The 21,337-nt window shown below is 43.1% G+C and carries 13 protein-coding genes and 1 pseudogene; 9 read left to right on the top strand and 5 right to left on the bottom strand.

Annotated elements, in window-relative coordinates; all coding sequences use genetic code 11:
• The first annotated feature begins 15 nt into the window (after nucleotides 1-15).
• The 5 genes and pseudogenes from E7747_RS13330 (at nucleotide 16) to rlmD (ending at nucleotide 5,677) form a co-directional block, all read left to right on the top strand.
• Nucleotides 16-978 (top strand): PCMD domain-containing protein, encoded by a 963-nt coding sequence (locus tag E7747_RS13330; protein WP_136416483.1) that lies wholly within the window; start codon nucleotides 16-18, stop codon nucleotides 976-978.
• Between the two features lie 67 nt (nucleotides 979-1,045).
• Entirely contained in the window at nucleotides 1,046-1,765 is a 720-nt protein-coding gene (locus E7747_RS13325; RefSeq protein WP_123614777.1) for a tRNA1(Val) (adenine(37)-N6)-methyltransferase, read from the top strand.
• A gap of 2 nt (nucleotides 1,766-1,767) precedes the next feature.
• Entirely contained in the window at nucleotides 1,768-2,697 is a 930-nt protein-coding gene (locus E7747_RS13320) for a CPBP family intramembrane glutamic endopeptidase (RefSeq protein WP_136416481.1), read from the top strand.
• Nucleotides 2,698-2,967: 270 nt separating this feature from the next.
• Nucleotides 2,968-4,194 carry a transposase gene (locus E7747_RS13315; RefSeq protein WP_136413561.1) on the top strand — a complete coding sequence of 409 codons (1,227 nt, stop codon included), beginning with the start codon at nucleotides 2,968-2,970 and terminating at the stop codon, nucleotides 4,192-4,194.
• 128 nt (nucleotides 4,195-4,322) lie between these two features.
• Nucleotides 4,323-5,677 (top strand): annotated as a pseudogene (gene rlmD, locus E7747_RS13310) (23S rRNA (uracil(1939)-C(5))-methyltransferase RlmD).
• Between the two features lie 752 nt (nucleotides 5,678-6,429).
• On the opposite strand, the gene E7747_RS13305 reads toward rlmD, so the two are convergent.
• The 5 genes from E7747_RS13305 to E7747_RS13285 form a co-directional block, all read right to left on the bottom strand.
• Nucleotides 6,430-8,496, bottom strand: coding sequence for a DNA topoisomerase 3 (locus E7747_RS13305; protein ID WP_123614774.1), 2,067 nt, complete (start codon nucleotides 8,494-8,496; stop codon nucleotides 6,430-6,432).
• Entirely contained in the window at nucleotides 8,496-8,906 is a 411-nt protein-coding gene (locus E7747_RS13300; RefSeq protein WP_123614773.1) for a hypothetical protein, read from the bottom strand. The genes E7747_RS13305 and E7747_RS13300 overlap by 1 nt, the downstream gene beginning before the upstream one ends.
• A gap of 59 nt (nucleotides 8,907-8,965) precedes the next feature.
• Nucleotides 8,966-9,460, bottom strand: a complete 495-nt coding sequence (locus E7747_RS13295) for a TlpA family protein disulfide reductase (RefSeq protein WP_123614772.1) — start codon at nucleotides 9,458-9,460, stop codon at nucleotides 8,966-8,968.
• Between the two features lie 71 nt (nucleotides 9,461-9,531).
• On the bottom strand, nucleotides 9,532-11,811 hold the full coding sequence (tamL, locus tag E7747_RS13290) for a translocation and assembly module lipoprotein TamL (protein WP_123614771.1): 2,280 nt from the start codon (nucleotides 11,809-11,811) through the stop codon (nucleotides 9,532-9,534).
• 39 nt (nucleotides 11,812-11,850) lie between these two features.
• Nucleotides 11,851-16,587: a translocation/assembly module TamB domain-containing protein gene (locus tag E7747_RS13285; RefSeq protein WP_136416479.1), complete on the bottom strand. Its 4,737-nt coding sequence runs from the start codon at nucleotides 16,585-16,587 to the stop codon at nucleotides 11,851-11,853.
• A gap of 307 nt (nucleotides 16,588-16,894) precedes the next feature.
• Here E7747_RS13285 and E7747_RS13280 point away from each other — a divergent pair, with 307 nt between their 5' ends.
• The 4 genes from E7747_RS13280 (at nucleotide 16,895) to E7747_RS13265 (ending at nucleotide 21,249) form a co-directional block, all read left to right on the top strand.
• Nucleotides 16,895-19,267: a glycoside hydrolase family 127 protein gene (locus E7747_RS13280; protein ID WP_136416477.1), complete on the top strand. Its 2,373-nt coding sequence runs from the start codon at nucleotides 16,895-16,897 to the stop codon at nucleotides 19,265-19,267.
• A 10-nt stretch (nucleotides 19,268-19,277) separates the two neighbouring features.
• Nucleotides 19,278-19,565 carry a beta/alpha barrel domain-containing protein gene (locus E7747_RS13275; RefSeq protein WP_136416475.1) on the top strand — a complete coding sequence of 96 codons (288 nt, stop codon included), beginning with the start codon at nucleotides 19,278-19,280 and terminating at the stop codon, nucleotides 19,563-19,565.
• Between the two features lie 26 nt (nucleotides 19,566-19,591).
• Nucleotides 19,592-20,221 carry a tRNA-dihydrouridine synthase family protein gene (locus E7747_RS13270; protein ID WP_262710046.1) on the top strand — a complete coding sequence of 210 codons (630 nt, stop codon included), beginning with the start codon at nucleotides 19,592-19,594 and terminating at the stop codon, nucleotides 20,219-20,221.
• A 170-nt stretch (nucleotides 20,222-20,391) separates the two neighbouring features.
• On the top strand, nucleotides 20,392-21,249 hold the full coding sequence (locus E7747_RS13265) for a phosphatidate cytidylyltransferase (protein ID WP_136416472.1): 858 nt from the start codon (nucleotides 20,392-20,394) through the stop codon (nucleotides 21,247-21,249).
• The last annotated feature ends 88 nt before the right edge of the window (nucleotides 21,250-21,337 follow it).

Raw genomic sequence — 21,337 nt, 5'->3', positions numbered from 1 at the left:
AAATCTATTTGTCTTATGAGCCTAAAATCAAACGTATTATCCGGAACTCTTGTCATAGCAGGACTAATGTCGGCAAATGGTCAGAATATCGACCGAATCAAATATGGCGATTTTTCCAATTGGGTGACACGTAACTTAAAAGAATCAGCGGTAATAGGAGGTAAAGAGAAGACTCTCTACGAGGTCGGGCCTACTTGTACACTCAATGGCAACAACCCTTACCGTAATCTTGGAGGATCTCCTTGGGCCACAAGCAATGTATATGCAAAAGTGTCAGGAGTCGTAAAAACCTCCAATGCAGTTTATTCGGCAGAACGTTCGGCCGGAAACAAGTGCGCTAAACTGTGTACACAAATTGAAACAGTAAAGGTTTTGGGGCTCATAAACATGGATGTTATGGTCGCCGGATCAATGTTTCTCGGTGAAATGCTTGAGCCTGTGACCTCAACAAAAAATCCATATTCAAAGATGGAGATGGGTGTTCCGTTCAAAAAACGTCCGAACGCGCTTGTCTTTGATTATAAGGTTGATATGCCAGACGTCGACTATCGAATCAAGTCTACAGGATTCGGTTCAAAGAAAAAGCTACCGGGACGTGATCAGGCTGTGGTATTTGTCTATCTACAGCGTCGCTGGGAAGATGAAAAGGGTAATCTGCATGCAAAACGTGTCGGTACAGGTGGAGAATTATTCTCAAAATCAGCCCAATGGACCAATGGCCATAAGGTGAATATCATATATGGAGATTTGAGTGCTCATGGAGCTGTAGCACCGTATTTAAAATTGCGCAGTAGCAGCAATTGTTACTATGCCCGAAATTCCAAAGGAAAAATGGTCCCTGTCGTAGAAGAAGGATGGGATGATGCAAATGCAGTTCCGACACATGCCATAGTAATGTTCTCAGCAGGCAACGGAGATCCGTATGTCGGTACAGAAGGACTGACTCTCTATATAGATAATGTGGGATTTGAATATTAAAGTTCTCGATTTTCCCTCAGGAATAACCAAAAATCAAATCTAAGTTTTAATAGAGGACAGGTGTATTATGGGAATTTTTAAGTTCAAACAATTCAGCGTGGAAGACGGCAGATGTGCTATGAAAATCGGGACAGATGCAGTCTTACTTGGTGCGTGGACTTGTCTTGACGGAATTTCAGCGATTGTCGATGCCGGATGTGGATCTGGTGTCATATCTCTTATGGTAGCACAACGCAGCCATGACAATACTAAAATCATAGCGGTGGATATTAATCATGACGCTTGTCTGGATGCGATGGACAATATCGCTAATTCTCCGTGGGAAAATAGTGTAGAGGTCATGGAGGCTGACATCACGAAGTTTTTTCCACAATGTTCCCATCCAATGCTTATAATTTCGAATCCTCCCTTTTTTAACGAAAAACTCAAATCGCCAGATTCTTCAAGAGCTTTGGCAAGACACGGAGTGGATTTCGGAATCGGGGAGCTGATTGATATCGCGGCATCACACTTCAAGTCAGTGAATGATTCCCTTGCTTTCATCGCACCAGCATCACGCGATGACGAAATCGAATTTATGTTGGCACTAAAAAGGCTGAGTCCACGCAGACGATGCAGAGTTTTTTCACGAAAAGAGAAAGAACCAATACGCACGTTGTGGCAGGTTGGTCTTGAATGCCCGGGATGTGCACGCATTGTATGTGAAGAACTTTTCATCCGTGATATGGACAATAATCTCACCTCACAATATCTATCCTTAACAACTGATTTTTATCTTGATAAATAACGATGAATAATAGTAAATCTGATTCGAATATACAACCTGAATTTATTAACCTGCGTTTTTTGCCCGGACAGCGTATCATAGTGCTGATAGTTGCATTATGTCTGTTCTCTATTTTCGGTTCGGTTATAATCGGTCTGATAATGCGTAATGGAGTCAGTGCCCAGTCGTTGCGCATATCAACCATTTTGCAGGATTGCATAATATTCATTCTTCCCGCTATCGTCTCGGCTTTGCTGATAAGCCAATATCCGGCTCGATTTTTAGGAATAGAGAGGCGGTTTACTCTAATGCAAATAATCCTTGCTATTGCCGCCATGTTGATGTCAATACCGGCAATGAATGCGCTTGTCGTACTTAACGAAAATATGACTCTCCCATCAATATTTTCTGAATTGGAGCGCTGGATGCGAGAGGCTGAAGAACAGGCTCAGTCATCGGTATCCATACTACTTGGTAATCAGGGCATAGGTTCCCTCATTGTAAATATATTGATAGTCGGTGTACTTGCAGGTTTCAGCGAGGAGTTGTTTTTTCGCGGAGCGCTCCAACGCATCTTGTTTAGCTGCAAGATTAATCCACATGGTGCGATCTGGATAACCGCTATTGTATTCAGTGCTTTTCATCTCCAGTTTTTTGGATTCTTTCCACGCCTGATTTTGGGAGCATATTTCGGCTATCTGTTCTATTGGTCTAAGTCTTTATGGCTACCGATAATACTCCATGTATTTAATAATTCGCTTGTAGTTTTCACTTTATGGTATAAAAATTTAACCGGTATTCCAGAGAGCGAGACAATAAACCATCTTGGGGGGGATTCTCCGATGCAGGTAATCACATCAATAATCCTCACAGCATTCCTCCTAAAATGTCTCTTCCGATATTCGATGGTTTCAAAAGATGACGCGAAAAACAATATAGTTAATAATGATTAAAACCATACTGCAAAATTGATTAATATCGAAATAATATATAATTTTGTCATAAATTATATGAGAAATGACATCTTAACCTAACTTACTGAGAAAATACATAAAACCTCGTCGGTTAATGACCTTTCGGTCATTGCCGACGAAACTTTTTTATTTAAATTCCTAAAACAATGATTCGGTAAAAATTACCGAAGTAGTTGAAACTTAAGTTAATATGTCGAATTGTCAAATACAAATGAATCGCCAAAGCGTTCATTATAAAACACTTATACCATGAACGTATTGGCGATTCTCAAAGACTTCACCTTTCGGTGTAAGTCGGTATTTGAAAATACTACAACCAAGATGAGCAAAAGGTTCCTCAACTGGCTGATTTTAACAATACGCACTGTAGCGTTGATTCCGGGCAAAGTCAATTTTACCCGGCTGTCGCGCTATGGCGGTCGTACAGCCAAGACCTTTGCCTCCAATTTCAAGACATCCGTAGACTGGATGAAAGTCAACATAGGTATGGCGCAGGATTGTTTTGGGCCGGCCGATGACATGGCAGTGGCAATCGATCCGTCGTTCATTTCAAAAGCAGGCAGACTGACGTATGGCATAGGCCGTTTCTGGTCAGGGGTGGCACAACGTGTCAAACGCGGTCTGGAGATAATGGCGATCGGGGCAATAAGTCTGAGTAAACATACATGCGTGATGCTCGGTGCTGTCCAGTCACCGAACTTCAGGACTCTTGAATCTGAGAAACAAATGTCAATGCTTGACTGGTATGTGGCACTTGTCAGGTCAAAGGCGACAGAGCTGCTCTCACTGACGGATATTCTGGTTGCCGATGCCTTTTTCTCCAAATATGAGTTTGTAAATGAAGTGATTGGCATGGGATTTCGATTTGTCGGGAGATTACGTGCCAACTCATATCTGAGGTATCTGGCCATACCGGATTCCTCCGCCCCGCGAAGACGCGGCAGAAAGAAAAAGTATGGAGAGAAAGTGGATTTCTCCAATCTTGATATGTCCGTGTTCACCTCATTCATATATGAGGATTCCAAAGGAAACAAAAACCGATGTCACACGGCGGTCGTACATTCGAGGGCATTGAAACGCGACATCCGTATCGTGGTCTGTCCGGTTGAAAACGCAGAGCCTCTTCTTTACTTCTCTACAGACACCAATATGAGGTCTGAAAAGATCATCGGTTTCTACCGCACCCGCTTTCAGATTGAGTTCGGCATACGCGATGCCAAACAGTTTACAGGACTCCAGTCGCAACAGACACGCGACAAAGACCGGCTTGACTTCGCATTCAATCTTTCCTTCACTGCACTCAATGTCTGCAAGGAGGTCATAAGGAAAGATTATCCGGATCTTTCGTTAGCACAGTTCAAACGGCTTATGTTTGAATCTTATCTCGCCTCAACAATTATTTCGACTTGCGGAAAATCTCCGCATCTCAAAATAATTCAGAAAATAAATCATCGGTTGGCTCAGTTAGCGGCTTAGCCTAGGCTGAACAACCTCAAATTTTACCGAATCATTGTAAAAAACAAGTCACAAACTTATAAAGTGAGTGCAATATGGCAAGAAAAAAGAAAGAACTACCGCTTTTGAGCGATGTTGAAATACTTGATGTGGCCGCCGAGGGTAATTCAATTGCCCGCGTCGACGAGATGGTCGTTTTTATTCCGTTTGGAGCTCCGGGCGACATTGCGGATATAAAAATAGACCGAAAGAAACGCAGCTATGCCGAAGGTCATATAGAAAATCTTTCGAAGCCGTCACCGATACGTGTAGAGCCTCGATGTGAACATTTCACTCTATGCGGTGGATGTCGCTGGCAGCATCTTCCTTACGAATTTCAGCTTAAATGTAAGCAGAAACAGGTAGAGGATGCTTTGCAGCGTATCGCCAAAATTCCATTTCCCGAACTTACTCCGATTCTTGGTTCTGAGAACATCTGGGAATATAGAAACAAAATGGAGTACACTTTCTCAAACAAGAAATGGCTGACATTTGACCAGCTTCGTTCGGGTGCGGATTTCCCGGAACGAAGAGCTGCCGGATTTCATATTTCAGGAGCTTTTGACAAAGTTCTCGATATAAACCGTTGTCATCTTCAAGAGGATCTTGGAAACCGGTTGCGCGTGTTCATTAAGAAATTCGGAATGGAACATAATTACAGTTTCTATGATCTGCGGGAACAGCACGGCTTTTTGCGTACACTTATGATACGTATCTCTTCTACCGAAGAGGTCATGGCGGTCATGGTATTTGGCGAGGATGACAGTGATAAGATAGGGGAGTTGCTCACTGCTGTGGCTGAGAACTTTCCGGAAATCACATCGCTCCTATATGTTATAAACACCAAGGTTAATGATACGATAGCCGATCAGGAAATATTGCTGTTCAAAGGACGCGAATATATCGAAGAAGAGATGGAGGGCCTTAAATTCAGAATCGGACCAAAGTCATTTTACCAGACAAATTCACGACAGGCATATCGACTTTACAGCGTTGCGCGAGATTTTGCAAAACTGACTGGTAATGAACTGGTCTATGACTTGTATACAGGCACAGGGACCATCGCTTGTTTCATCGCTCCAAATGTCAGCCATGTCATAGGAATTGAATATGTTCCTGAAGCAATCGAGGATGCAAAAGTCAATGCCTCGGTCAACAAACTGGAAAATACTGAATTTTATGCCGGTGACATGAAGAATGTTCTGACTTCTGATTTCATCTCTCAGCATGGGCGTCCGGATGTAATGATAGTTGATCCCCAAGAGCAGGTATGCACGATGATGTCGTTAAAGTGATTCTTGATGCTGCCCCTAAACGCATTGTGTATGTGAGCTGTAATCCTGCGACTCAAGCTCGGGATCTTGCTCTCCTTCATGAAAAATATGATATTGAGGCTGTACAGCCTGTCGATATGTTCCCTCATACCCAACATGTCGAGAATGTAGTGGCATTAACACTTAGATGATAGTCTCGTTTATAAATTTGATAATCACGCGTACTTATAATGGTGTGATTATCAAATTTATAAATGCCATATTCTATTAACCAAATAAAAAGGACGCCCGCTACATCTCGTAGTGTGACGTCCGAAATTATAATCATCAATTCTAATTATCGGTATTCGTTTTCTCAAACTCATTCTGTCTCGGATATAGTTTATCCATTACAGAGTGATAACTGCTTAAATTGATAGGAAATAGGAAAATTAGCGGTAAATAATTAATTCAGAAAAGGATAAGATATGTTTTTAGTGATATGATAGGTTCATAATCTTATATTCTTCTTTTAGCTTAAGGGTTGGAACTTTTCTTTGTGTATAATCATAATATTTAGAACATATACGAAATCATGTGCTTATTTTGTGATGCAAAATTAGACATAAACATTGATATGCACAATAAGCTTAACGCTTATTGGCTAAATGATTAGCTGTTTTAACTACTACAAGAAACAATCATGGGAATATTAAGTAAAAAATGATTAATAATAATGTCGGACTTATAATATCAATAAATAAAACCTCTGACAATTCATAGAGATTATTTGTCTCATAATCGCGATTATGTTAAATAGCATGTTTGGCTTTTTCTGAAAGATGCCCTATTTCGTTGTTATTACAGGAAATGAAACCAGAATTTATTATTGGGGCTATATACGCAGAACGATTTTCGATAAATCGGCAACGGACGACGTAAGCACGCCGTCCGTCAAAGCATCTTATTTCTTTTTCAATATTTTTTTCAGCTTGGCTGGCGTTAGAGATTCCGGATAGTCTATAAAACTAAGGCGTAAAGAACATCCTTCTCTAAAACGGCTACATCCAAAGGCTGTCTTACCTTTCAATATATGCCCCTTTCCACAGATGGGACACTCTACTTGTTCGAATTTAGTCGTGCGAGGCGCTCTTGGCTTGGTAGGTTTTACTGAGTTGCCTTCTTTTAAATCGCTATCATCGCCACCACTTTTGTCTGAACCTCTTGAGGTATTATCTACGATAATTTTTGATTTTGAATTATCGCTTAAAACATTGATTACAATTTCATTAATCAATATTTTAAGTTCTTGAATGAAGTCCGAGGCCGAATAATCGCCTCTTTCTATTCGACGCAGCTTATTTTCCCAGAGACCTGTAAGTTTCGCACTTTTCAAAAGATCCTCGTTTATGGTCGAAATCAAGTCAATTCCAGCCTGAGAAGCCATGATGGACTTTCGATTCCTATAAATGTATTTACGTTTGAATAGCGTCTCGATAATAGCAGCTCGTGTCGACGGACGTCCGATGCCGTTTTCTTTCATAGCTTCCCGAAGTTCCTCATCCTCCACGGTCTTACCGGCTGATTCCATCGCACGCAACAACGTTCCTTCAGTATAATATTTGGGAGGCTGAGTGGTGCGTTTCTGTAATGACGGTTCATGTGGGCCGCTCTCTCCTATCGTAAAGTCTGGTAGAATACGATCGTCAGAATTTTCGTCATCCTTGGTATCATCATTCGACTGTGTATTATCATATACAATACGCCAACCAGCATCTTCAATCACTTTACCTGTTGCCTTAAAGCCGGTCTTATCTACCTCGCCAAGTACTGTTGTGCTTAGGAATTTACAATCGGGATAGAATGCAGCAATAAACCGCAGCGCAATAAGATGATAGAGCTGCCGTTCGTTGCCAACAAGCACAGACGGAGACTGACCGGTAGGTATAATGGCATGGTGATCAGTCACCTTAGTGTTATCAAATACTTTCTTGCTTTTCGGCAACTTATCAGCGAGTATCGAAGATGTCAAGGTTGCATAAGGAGTCATATTCCGAAGTATACCCGGCACCTTAGGATAGATATCTTCAGAAAGATACGTAGTATCGACACGTGGATAGGTCGTCACTTTTTTTTCATATAAAGACTGTATGAGCCTTAGAGTTTCATCTGCAGTCCATCCCCATTTTTTGTTACATTCCACCTGCATGGATGTTAGGTCGAAAAGACGAGGAGGAGCCTCCCTACCCTTCTTTTTCTGCACATCCTTTATGACCATTGGATAAGACTTTATCGCTTCGAGTGCGGCTTCGGCCTCTTCAGGAGATTTGAAGCGACCAGAAGTAGCGTTGAACAGCGCTCCACGATAAAGAGTTTTCAATTCCCAGTAATCCTCCGGCTTAAAATTTTCTATTTCAAAATGCCGTTGAACTATGAGGGCAAGAGTTGGAGTCTGAACACGACCGATTGACAAAACATTACCAGGTGAAGAATACTTCAGCGAGTAAAGACGAGTAGCATTCATTCCAAGAATCCAGTCCCCGATTGCACGAGACAGGCCTGCATGGTAGAGATTATCGAAATCTGATTCAGGCTGAAGGCGTGCGAACCCTTCGCGTATAGACTCATCTGTCAGAGATGAAATCCAAAGTCTCTTGACCGGACAATTGACAGAAGCCTTCTGCATCACCCATCGCTGGATTAATTCACCCTCCTGACCGGCATCACCGCAGTTGATCACTTCATCTGCTTCCGAAATCAGATTTTCTATGACTTGAAACTGTTTTTCAATCCCCTTGTCAGGAATGACTTTTATACCGAAGCGAGCCGGAATCATCGGGAGCACGCCAAGAGCCCACCGTTTCCAACGTTCCTCATAATCACCGGGTTCTTTAAGGGTGCAAAGATGGCCGAAGGTCCATGTGACTTTATACTCCCCTCCTTCAAAATATCCGTCACGGCGCACATCAGCGCCAAGTATCTGGGCTATGTCTTTGGCTACACTTGGTTTCTCGGTGATACAGAGTTTCATTATCTATGTTTTGTGGCTATCTTTTTTACGGTAGTAGTCGACTGTCCATGGGCGGTCGTGAACAGCAGCTGAACTCCCGAATCAGGCTTTGTTGCGGGGAAATCGATTTCAATCGGTATCAGACCGTCATCCTCCCACTGGAAGTAGCGACGAAAGTCAACACCGTCAATATCTGTTGACATCATTGCATTGCCGGTAGATATGTATTGCACTTCATCTATTCGGTTAGAGGTGTGAGGCCGTCCGTGTATCTTGCCGTAGACACGTGTCAGATCCTTGCGATAGTCGATACTGTCGACAGCAAAAGTCAGCACATTATCAGATGTACTGCCGTAGTTCCTAACTACTTTTGCCGACAAAGGCATATAGGCAAATGAACCTAAAATGATGATTGACAGAAATCGTTTCATGATGAATTGTGATGCAAATTTAATGAGAATTATTAATTTTAGCAAACATCCAATGGCTCTCAATGTTGAGAGAGATATTTTTCAAGAGTGGTGACCGATGGATTAACAGCAACGATCTTGCCTTGAGGATCAATTAGATATGATGAAAATCCAGAATCAAGGCGGTAATTTTCAGAGAGGTGTCGGGTTTTAGCATCCGAGATGTGAAATTGGGTTGAAGAATCGAGGTTGTCCTTCTTCACGATTTCCTTAAAAAGCTCTGGATTTTCGTCGGTATTTATTGACAAAAGTGAAAATGAATTTCCGTTGTTGTGTAAAAAACGGTCATATTCTCCTGCGGCTATTCTTGAAACCGCATTTGAAGAGTCCCAGAAATTGACAAGGACATATTTACCTCTCAATTTGTCAAGCGACACATTAACCGAATCATTTGCGAGCATTTCAATATCAGGTGCGGTATAACCTTTATCGGCTTTTACTACTCTATCGGCATATGCCGCTACCAGAACTGTCAGGATTAAAAAGAATATTATGTAACTTAAGGTCTTTTTCATAAAAATAGGTTTGAACTGTCCATATAATTAAGACAACTCAAACCCATAAAAAGTTCTTTCGGTGAATTTGCTTAGAACGGATAGCCAATGGCAAGGTGGAATGCAAGAGACTTCTTGAATGACTCCATGTTGTAGTATCCGCGCTTCCCGGTATCATATGGAGCATGGATTCCTATTCCAAGGTCGCCACGAATTATAAGCATAGAAATATCAAACCTCAATCCAACTCCCGTACCGAGCGCAAGATCTTTAAAGAAGGTGTTTGCTTTCAACTGGCCACCGGGGCGTTCCGGCTCGTTTTTAAGTGTCCATACGTTTCCGGCATCGAGGAATAATGCACCGTGTAGAGGCCCGAGTATCGGAAAACGGTATTCCGAATTTGCAATAAACGTAAACGTTCCAGTCTGATCAAAATAGCCGTTGACCTGATCGGCAGGTGCGCGATATGAACCGGGACCAATGGAACGTACGGTAAATGCTCTCACCGAATTCGCACCACCACAATAGAATTGCTCACTGTAAGGCACTTGCGATGAATTGCCATAGGCATATGCAGCTCCGACACCGATACGATTTACAAGCCAATGATCTCCGAAAAGTCTTCTGCCATAAACGAATTGTCCATATCCTTTGATGAACTGCGAGAACGGGGTTTTGAATAATGATTTTTCGCCCTTCTTGCCACACAATTCGTATATCGACCAGAAGATATTGCCTGCTTCCTGAAGAGTAAGCTGAAGGTTGAATGTGTTCCGGCGAGTTGCCCGATCGAAAACAAGGCTATAAGACATCTGCGGGATATATTGGCTCTGGAAACTGAGTGCGATCGCCGGATTGGCATTCATAATCGAGTCAAAGACCGGAGTGGTATGCTGAAGTTTGTTATAGGTAAGCTTAAACAGAGTGAAGGTGTTTGAAATATATTTTGACGATTGCCAGTCATATGCAAGACCGGCATTAAACTGGCTCAGTTTGAAATAGTGCGGACGGTTGAGAAGGTCAGCACCTAATGAAATACGTGTCCAGCTGACATCACGGCGAGTCCTAGGGATAAATTTAGGGGCTAACAGACGAGGGAAAGCAAGGGTCGCATTCAAACCGACCTCATAAGAGTTGAAAACAGAATTTTTCTTGCCGGATCCTGTCTGCCACTCATAAGCACCGGTCAACGAGAGGTTGAGAAGCTCTCCTCCTCCGAACAGATTTCTGTTTGTGAGCCCAAGCGATAGACCCGGACCAAGATAAGAGTTGGATTTGGAAGACACATTGGCTTCGATAGAAGCTTCAAGCGGACGGTCAAAAGTACATTCAATAGCAACATCAAGAAGGTTCTCATCGGTATGGACTGTGTCACGTGTGACAGTAATGTTTATATCATTGAAAATGCCAAGACGCGACAATCGACTTTGTGTGTTATTCATCTGACGGACGGAGAATGTACGTCCCTCCCGGAAAGCGATACATGACGGAATCAATCCATCGCGTAAACGCGATGGCATATATCTGATAAGAGTACCTTTTTTTGTATCGATAGTGTCAGGAGCACCTCCTCCTCGGTTTCTATATATGTAGGTGGTAATTTCACCTGTGCGGTAACGTGCGAGGGCTATTGCCGGAGTGTTGTCTGCGATATCGAGTTTCAACGCGATACTTCCCGGATTAATTGTGCTGTCGGCAAGATATTGGATATATTCCGGACGGAAATAATAATATCCACGATTCCGGACGGCATTCGCGATGTCGATCCGCAATACAGACAATGAATCTGTTGAATAACGAGAACCGACCTTAAAATACTTCGATTTCTCTGCCACCGAGTCAATCAGATGATAGAGGTGGACTGAATCAGGAAGCAGTATGAGTGAATCCAGCAGGTAAGGTCTGCCTGCCTCCACCTTATATAATATAGAGGCTTTCTTCTTGTTGCGCTTCTGTACGAGCTCATAGGCAGATGTCCCGGAAAAATATCCGTTATTATCAAGCAACTGGTCAAGCATATGTACTCTCACCTCCGGACGAACATCGCTGACAAGGACAGGCGTTGTCGCAAGTTTCTCATATATCCAATGCTTCAGTCCTTTGGGTGGATTAGGCCAGTTGTTGTAGACCCAAAGCCCAAGAGGGAACGGATAGCGAACCGATGCAGAGCCCAATAGCGAATTATTTGGCTTTACAGACACAGCTTCCGTAAGAGTCGATTTTACATCTGACGGAAATTTTTCATTCTCCGGGGTCTGCACATTGACTCCTTTTAATCCTGTATACAGGATTTCATCCTTGCCGATGCGCCTTGTCGTCGAGCAACCGGCAAGCAGCAAGCCTGCTGCTAAATATATGATTAGTTTTCTCATAATTGATTCAGAACATATTTGTTGTCTGCAGAATACATCTTAGTCTTCACGACGTATTCCGAACAGTTCCCACAAAGTATTAAGCTTTCTTTTGAGGACAAAGCCGACTCCGGTCTGAGTGATTTCTCCCTCAAGTATACTTTCATAGCCGGTATGACGGAATATCTTTATATACATTGATCCTGACTTGTTGAGCATATATTCAAACGATATGTCGTTAATCAGATTCTGCGAGAAATTCTCATCTGCATCCGCGTCTGTTGAATAATTGCCTCCAACAACTATTTTAAATCTGTCATTAAAGAATGTCTTGCTTACACGATAGCTATATGAAGTAGTGGTCGATGTCGAACCGCCATACGTCTTATCATACTGATCAATGCCGAATGAAAGATCTACACCACGGATGTTGTTTGCAGCCCAAGAATTGAGTTGCGATGTCAGGAATGAATACAACTGATTTCCAGATAGGTTTGCATTTCCCTTTGTCCCGGCACCTGAATAGACATTATAGAGCAACAGGTTCATAGCCTGATTGGCTCTTTGTTCGGCAGACATCGAAGCAAGTTCATTCTGGACAGTTATATCATCGTCAGTCGAAAGATCAAATGCCACATTCATATTGTCGAGTGTATTGGTGACAGACAGTTTCACGTTGAAATTAACCAATCGTGAATCCTGACCGTCTTGTGTCACATTTGCCTTTATTATATCTACTGCCTGAATATTGAGTATCGGATTCATCATGTCTCCATTGAAAGAGATGTATGATCCTTCGCGGAAAGCAAAGTTTTTCTCACTCATGAACGGCGGTGTATAACGCACAAAGCCATTGTTGATATTTATACGTCCTGTCATACGGTCACCGTTAAGCTCCGACATAGTGAAGACGACGTTGCCTGAAGGTTGCACCTGCACCTTGTTACTGCCGTTTGCCGAAAGATCCACATTTATTATAGAGCCTTCTTCGATTGAAAGACGGGCATCAAGGTTAATGGCCATAGGTGCATTGGCTATAGAGTCAGCCTTAGCTACAGAACTCGTATCGTTGAACTGCACGAAATGAACCATATCTTCTGTCGATTGTGATGACAGAGCCTGTGATGCTTCTGACAATACATATGTGACATTCGTTCCGGCAAGAACGCCCAAATCAGCATCAAGATTTATGCGTGTCATATCTCCTTTTGCTTTTGCATTAACATCAAGGAAGGCTTTGCCATATATATCCGCACCGCCTCTTGCGCGCGAACTGTTGACAACTTCAATGTTCTTTGCATTTATTGAGATATCGAGTGCTGGATTTGCCAGATTTCGTGCGTCAACAGTTCCGTTCAGGTAAAATGGATTGTCATTGCATCCCTTGATAGTAAAATCATTAAATGAAATGATACCACTGTCAACAGGTATTTTCTCTTCGGAGAAAGTGAAAGAAGTCCCAAGCATCTTGACCTTTACCGCTGTTGTATCAAAATCTATAAATCCGTTAAATACCGGATGCGACATTGAGCCTGTGATTTCCATCTCACCGTTAAGCATGCCTGACAGATTTGCCATTCCCTCCGGTATAAACGGATTGGCTATTCTTAGGGGGAATTTAATCATTCTGAAATCAAGCATGAATGGGTTCTCCGCCGTACTGTCATTGAGCACGCCATGAGCCGTGATTGTCTTTACGGAATCAACCATCAGGCTCATATCTGCCATCAGTTTTCCGTTATGGCTATTTGCGACATCGACAGCAAGATCGAAATCTCCGACCTTGTCACGACCATAGAAAAGATCAAGGAGGCTGATGTCACCCTTGCCTGTCAGAATGCCATCTTCATAGTGTATACGCATATCCGCATTCAGATCACCCTTGATAGGAGGAGCGAATGGATTGATTGAGAGCCAGTCCTGAAGCTCTACCTGAGAAATCTGCACAATCAAATCGTCGCAGACCGGATGACCTTCTACATTGCGGGTAAGGGAATCAGCGGTCAAAGGATGTTCGGTGAAAATTTTTATAAAGCTTTTTTCACCCTGTAGAGAGAGCGACGCATCAAGATGGCGTGCCGCAAGATTATAACTTATGAAATTATCCTTATTTATTGTCCAAGGTTTGTAGGCGATTGTCGGCTTCGTAGGGACGAGTTTTACTGTAACAACACTGTCGACAAGCATAGCAGTCAAGCCGAGATTAAAACCATTCTCACCTTTGATGTTTTGTTGTTTTAAATAAGCTGAAAACCTATTAGAACCTACAAAACCGTTGAGCACGACATGAGCGAAGTCATCGAATGTCCCGGGTCGGTTATTAATGTCGGCTTTGTATACAAGATAAGTTCCATGCTGGATAGCATTGAAAGAGATGGTATCCAGACGTGTAGTTCCTGTCATAAATCCATTGGCGAGCATATTGATCCATAGAAGCGAATCGTTGTGCAGCCCGGCTGTGAATCTATTGAATTCTATTTTTGAAGATTCATTCAGATATCTGGCTGCCACATTGTTCTTGCCCATGTTTAAAATCATATCGAAATGCGGAAAAGACAGATGAAGTCTTCCGACATCGACACGCATACTGTCCATCTGTGCTGTCACCTCTTTCATTCCGGCCGTCAAGCCATCCATAAAACCAAACAGCGAATTATCAGAACTGAGCTTAAGGTCAAGGTCTCCGTTTACAAGTCCGCCGTTAAGAATTGAATCGGAAGAAACAAGCGACAAATTGATTGGTTGTGGTGAGATTATATCAATTTCCGGAAGATTCCATGTGAGATTGGAAACGTCCGCCCTTGCATCAATAGAGGATTTTGCGACATTATATCGACCTGAGGTAGTAAGGTCGAGACTGCCACGGTTCAGTGTAGGCGAAAGGCCAAGCGCCTGAAGGTTGACATTGCGTATGTCTGCATTGAGATTCCATTCGACTGTATCGCCATCAATCTGCGCGTCAAAGCGGGCAGATGCATCCGCATCTTGGTTAGAACTTTCGATTAACCCTGATGCGTTTCCGTCATGAAGCGTGGTATTGAGGGCAATATCACTGTATGTCGCTTTGTTGTAGACAATACTTCCCACCTTTACATCCGCATCAATATAGGTAGACTTATTTAGCGGATTATATCCCTTACCATCAACAGTCAGGGTGGCAGTGACTCTGCCGACACCGTATTCAGGGACAAAGGCATCTACAGGAAAATCATGAAGATTAAGGGTCGCACTGTATGATTCAGCCTTTCCCACCCATCGGCCTGCACCGGCCAATTTGCCTCCGCCGGTCATAAGTACAACATCACCGGACACCTTCTGCGGATAATAATCGACAGTGCCGTTAATCGAGAGTGCCGGAACCGTTTTTATCGGGAGGAATGCAAACTGTTTGTCGGTAATGGTAGACAAAGTTCCGTCTATATTAAGCTGTCCACCAATCTTTTCAGGATTAAAAGGATTGCTGATTTCACCTTCAAGAGCAATATGAGCGAGCGTCGGCATCCGTAAATCAAGAGTGTATACATTGAGCAACGACGGAGTTCCTTCAATATCAGCTGAAAGCGAAATAGGAGTGACAGGCTTAAGCATAGCTTTCATATCAGGGAATGCCATGATAATCTCTTTGGGATCAATCCGGCCCGATGCCTTCAGCCCCAATGGGAGGGAACGGTCTGTCAATAAATCTCCCATTCCCATTTCAGCATTAACCAGTAGCGAGGAACGCAGAGTTTCAATTGAGAAATCACGGGCAGACATTTTTTTACTGTCCATTTCAAAAAGACCGTCGGCATGGAACATCAGTCCGCAACGTTCATTTGCTGATAGATTTTTCAGAGGCACGCGTATCGCTGTTCCCTTGTTGAAAAATGAATCAACCTCTATATTTACGTCACTGACTTCTATATAAGAAGGATCAAAACCTTTAGCCGGTCTAACACCTTTTTGTGCATAAAGACCACTGCGGGCAGTCAGACGAAGCGAGTCTGCTGTGATTGTCCACAAATCGGATTCTACAGCTGTAACGCTATCGGTACTCATATCAGTTGACGTTCCATTGCCAACCAGCGGATAGATGTAGGCTGCGGTCACACTATCAACCTGTAGACTTCTTCCATAGATTTTTTTCGTAGCCATATCGAAATGTCCGTCACGAAGTTCCATCATGTCTACCATACAGCCAAGACTATCGATGATCGGCTCCATTGACATCTCGTAGGCAAGATTGGAAATCGTGATACGGTCAGCATTCACATTCCAAGGCGTTGCCTGTGCCGTATCGACAGGTGTCGTGGTCGTATCATTAAGCATGCGCAATCTGACTCGGACGCCATCTATATCTACAGTCGACAAATCTATGCGTCCGGTTTTGAGATTGATTTCACTTCCATCTATGTCGGCACGGTTGACATTTGCTCTAAGCCACATAACCGAATCATTATTGCCAAGCTGGTAGAACGCACTCTCAAGTTCAGCACCACTTACCTCAATCTCGCCTTTTAAAAGAGGCATCAGTCTGACATCTACAGCCAGACGAGCTGATGTCAGCATTGTGTCGCCGTTAGCCATTATGACACTTGCCTCCTCGACTTTCAGCTTCAATGGAAATCCGAGACGCAGTTTTCCAATTCCGATTTTCATGCCAGTCGACTTGCTTACCTGCTGCGTGGCTATCTTAACAGCAAAATCCTGAACAACCGGTACATAAAGGAGAATCGGTATTGCAATCAGTAACAATACGAGACCAAGAAGCGTCCACAGGAATGCTCTAAGCGACTTTTTACCAATGTTACGGCTCAATGCACATTAAATTTAAAAGGTTATACTTCCGAGTGATGAATTGCATGGCAGAAACCCCTCTGTCAGACATAAAAAGTATCTGCGTCTACGATAGTATTAACCACAAAAGTAGTATATTTGTTTTAAAATATCTTTTAAAAGTTAAATAAAGAACTTATTTAGCTCGTTTCGACAGGTCAAATGAAACAAATAGACATGTAAAAGATTGAATAAGGGATTACAGAAATGTGAAATATGCGTAATTTTGCTGATGTTACCCTATCACAGGCAAAAATAAGCATTTCAAAAATAACCAATCATTTATCCAATGAGAATTTTATCTTTCATTCTTCTGGCAGCATCATGTGTCTCATCCGCATTCTCCCAGTCGAGATTATATGAGAATGAATTTCCACTGTCTGATGTCAGGCTGCTTGACAGCCCGTTCCGTCATGCAATGGAGCTAAATACCGATATATTGCTAAGCTATGACACCGACCGTCTGCTCGCTCCATACCTGAAGGCTGCCGGACTTGCGCCAAAAGGAGAAAGTTTTGTCAACTGGGATGGCCTTGACGGTCATATCGGCGGCCATTATCTGTCGGCTTTGGCAATCCACTATGCGGCAACCGGCAACAGTGCGCTTAAAGACCGCATGGATTATATGCTTTCACAACTGTCGATGTGTGCCGTAGCAAGAGGCGACGGATATATCGGTGGTATCCCCGGCGGTGACGCCCTCTGGGCGGAAATACGCAACGGCAATATCGGTGAAATCTGGAATTACTGGGTTCCTTGGTACAACATTCATAAAATTTATGCCGGACTTCGCGACAGTTGGGTATATGCAGGATCTCAAGTAGGACGCAACCTGTTTCTTGGGATGTGTGACTGGGGCATCAGAATCACTTCATCTCTGTCTGATGACCAGATGGAATCGATGCTTGACAATGAATTCGGAGGTATGAACGAAGTCTATGCCGATGCCTACGCGATGACAGGCGACAAGAAATATCTTGAAACTGCACGTCGTTTCACGCATCATCAGCTCTTTGACGATATAGTAGCCGGTATCGATAATCTGGACAACAGGCATGCGAATACCCAAGTGCCAAAGGTTGTCGGATTCCAGAGGATTGCCGAACTTGATTCTGATTCCGATTACGAGAGAGCATCACGTTTTTTCTGGGAAACAGTTGTCAACAACCGCTCACTTTCAATAGGCGGCAACAGCCGGCGTGAACATTTTGCCTCAAAGGCCGATGCCAAAAGCTATGTCGATGACCGCGAGGGCCCGGAGTCATGCAATACCAACAATATGCTTAAACTGACAGAAGGCCTTTTCCGTATGTCGCCCGAAGCCAGATATGCCGATTTTTATGAGCGGGCTTTATATAACCACATCCTTTCAACCCAACATCCGGTCCACGGCGGCTATGTTTATTTCACATCAGCACGCCCCGGCCATTATCGCGTATATTCGAAGCCAAACTGTGCAATGTGGTGTTGTGTCGGTACAGGAATGGAAAATCATGGCAAGTATGGGCAATTCATATACACACATTCTGACGATTCGCTTTGGGTCAATCTCTTCATCCCATCTGTTCTTGACTGGAAAGAAAAAGGAATAAAACTGACTCAAGAAACCGAATTTCCAAAAGATGGATTGGTCAGGTTTACAGTCAACAGCACTACATCCCGGACTTTTGGCTTGCTCCTCCGCCACCCTGCTTGGTGTGATGCTGTAAAAGTTAAGATAAATGGCGAATACATCAACGTAAAATCACAACCGTCATCCTATATATCTCTAAACCGTGAATGGAAAGACGGAGATGTTGTCGAACTTGAAATGCCTATGAAAGTATCTATTGAAGAACTGAAATATCTTCCTGACTACATAAGCATCATGCGAGGGCCTATAGTGATGGCCGCGAGATTTGACAACGGTAAGCCGTTGCATGGTCTGGTTGCCGACGATCACCGTTGGGCACATATAGCCGGAGGTGAACTTGTATCGGTGTTCGATACACCACTGCTTATAGGTAAGCGTTCCGAAATAATAAAAAAACTAAATGCAATGAAACCCGTCGATGGTATGGAGATGGCATATACCGTTCCCGGATTGTTTGATGAAAAATTTGGCAATGTCATACTTGAACCGTTCTACCGTATTCATGATTCGCGTTATATGATATACTGGCTGTCAATGACACAGAAACGGTATGATACCTATCGTGAAAATGCCCGTAAAGACGAAGAACGCAGACTGGCTCTTGACCGCATAACTGTCGATGCCGTAAATACCGGCGAACAGCAGCCAGAGGCCGATCATTTTATGGAGGCAAAATCATCGGTAGCCGGAAATTTCAATGGCGAGCCTTGGCGCGACGCCTCAAACGGTGGTTTCTTTTCATATAAACTGAAAACGGACGGATATTCGGATTTGATTCTGCGACTTAGATTCTGGGGCAACGAAACAGGTAAAAGGCAATTCAATATCTTAATTGACGACAACATTATTGCGTCAGAAAATCCATCAGGCAAATGGAGACGCGATGAATTTGTCGAGAAAGAATACACCATTCCGTCCCATCTTACAGACGGCAAAGAATACATTACAGTAAAATTTGCCGGAGAAAAAAATCAGACCGCCGGAGGGATCTATCATATCCGTCTTATCCGTCGTGATACAACAAAATAATAAACCGAATATGACTCTAAGTTCAGAATTTCAGTTAATGGGAGCACCGCTTCAGGGATTTACAGAAGCTCCATTCAGGCATTACCATTCTGAGATTTACGGAATTCAAGGACATGGACTGACTTACTTCACCCCTTTCATTCGTTGGGAACGGGGTGAAGTAAGAAGCCGAGATCTACGCGATGTGACATCTGAACTGAATTCCAACCATCGGCTGATTCCTCAGATAATTTTCAGAGATGTCAATGAATTTATAGCACTTGTCAATGCAGTCAAAGCCATAGGAGGGTTGATTTGAATATGGGCTGTCCTTTTGTTCCACAAGTGCGCAAAGGCAGAGGAGCTGGAATGCTCGTCAGGTCTGATGTCATTTCCGAAATAAGCCGCCATGTACAGTCAATGACCGATATGATATTTTCAATTAAAATGCGACTCGGAGTTGAAAAGCCTACAGACTGGCGCGATATAATAGGTATAATCAATGATATGCCGTTGAGTCATCTGACAATACATCCGCGTACAGCATCCCAACAATATGCCGGCGAATTACATACCGATGAATTCAACCGTCTTCTCGAACAGTCTACAAATCCTGTCATTTTCAATGGCGACATTGAATCTCCTTCACAGATTGACGCTATTCGTGAAAGCCATTCCGAACTTAATGGCATAATGCTTGGCAGAGGGTTATTGAAGCGACCATCGGTTATTGCCGAATGGTATCAGCAACGAGAATGGACACATGCGGAACGAGTCTCCCATTTATTGGATCTTCACGAAGCAATCTTCGAACATTACAGCAAGACTCTGACAGGGGGAGACGCTCAAATTCTGTCAAAAATAAAACCGCTATGGGAATATTTAGGGACAGAATTTGAGCGTAAGGCCATAAAGAAAATCATCAAAGCAAACAGTATCAGCGGCTATCGCATAGCTGTCATGCAACTGGCATAAAGCATCCGTGTCACAGATAGTCTCTACGGTGCGGAGTAAAATCTCAGACAAAGTAACAGTTGTCCGTGGCAATATCAAGCCAATTATAAAACATGTCCGGGAAATAATTCCACAAAACAATGGATGATAAATAAATTTTCGCTATTTTTGCAAAAATTTACTTGTAAAAGATGAAAAACCTCATATTACGAAGCATTACCGGAATAATTTACGTTGGTTTAATTTGCGCGAGCGTTCTTTCCGGAGGATGGCTGTTCATTGTATTTTTCGGCCTGATAGCAATACTTGCTCTTGAAGAATTTTATAACCTCACCAATGCATCAACCGGCGGAGAGAATGTCACAACGCTAATCATAGATGTGGCCGGCGGTCTCATATTATGTGTCGGACTCGGATGTGTCAATACCGGTGTGCTGACGCCCTTCACCACAGCTGTCATGGGCGGGACTTTTTTTACTATATATCTGCTATATATGATAGTCCGACTTGTCATGCAGCTGTATAATCAAGAATCTTCCCCTCTTACCAATCTCGCGTATTCATACATGGGGCAGATGTATGTTGCTCTTCCAATCGGACTTATGTCAATGTATTATACGCTTCCAAATGGGATGCACCTGCTGCTTGCCGTTTTCATAATGATATGGCTTAACGACACTGGGGCATTCTGCGTAGGGTCTCTGCTTGGAAAGCATAAATTATATCCAAGAATATCCCCTAAGAAATCATGGGAAGGCTTTTTTGGTGGTGTCGCATTTGTGATTGCTTCTGTTTTCGTATTCAAATATTGCTTCCCCCTATATTTTACAAACATATCGCTCTGCGGACTTATAGGTCTTGGTGCGGTAGTAGCGGCTTTTGCTACGTGGGGAGACCTCATTGAATCGCTTATAAAACGGACTCTTGGCGTCAAAGATTCCGGAACACTCCTGCCTGGCCACGGTGGAATTCTTGACCGAATCGACTCGCTGCTGCTTGTTATTCCGGCAACCCTGCTCTATCTGACAGCTCTCCTGCTCTATGCCTGAGAGCTGAAATAAAAAGTCCGGCGCGTATTCATCATAATATGACTTACCATCTACTATCAGAATTATATATCATACTACACACTATTAT

The sequence above is a fragment of the Duncaniella dubosii genome, assembly GCF_004803915.1.
In the GTDB taxonomy this organism is placed as follows: domain Bacteria; phylum Bacteroidota; class Bacteroidia; order Bacteroidales; family Muribaculaceae; genus Duncaniella; species Duncaniella dubosii.
The sequence above is the reverse complement of the archived record's forward strand: the minus strand, read 5'-3'. Positions and strand labels throughout refer to the sequence as shown.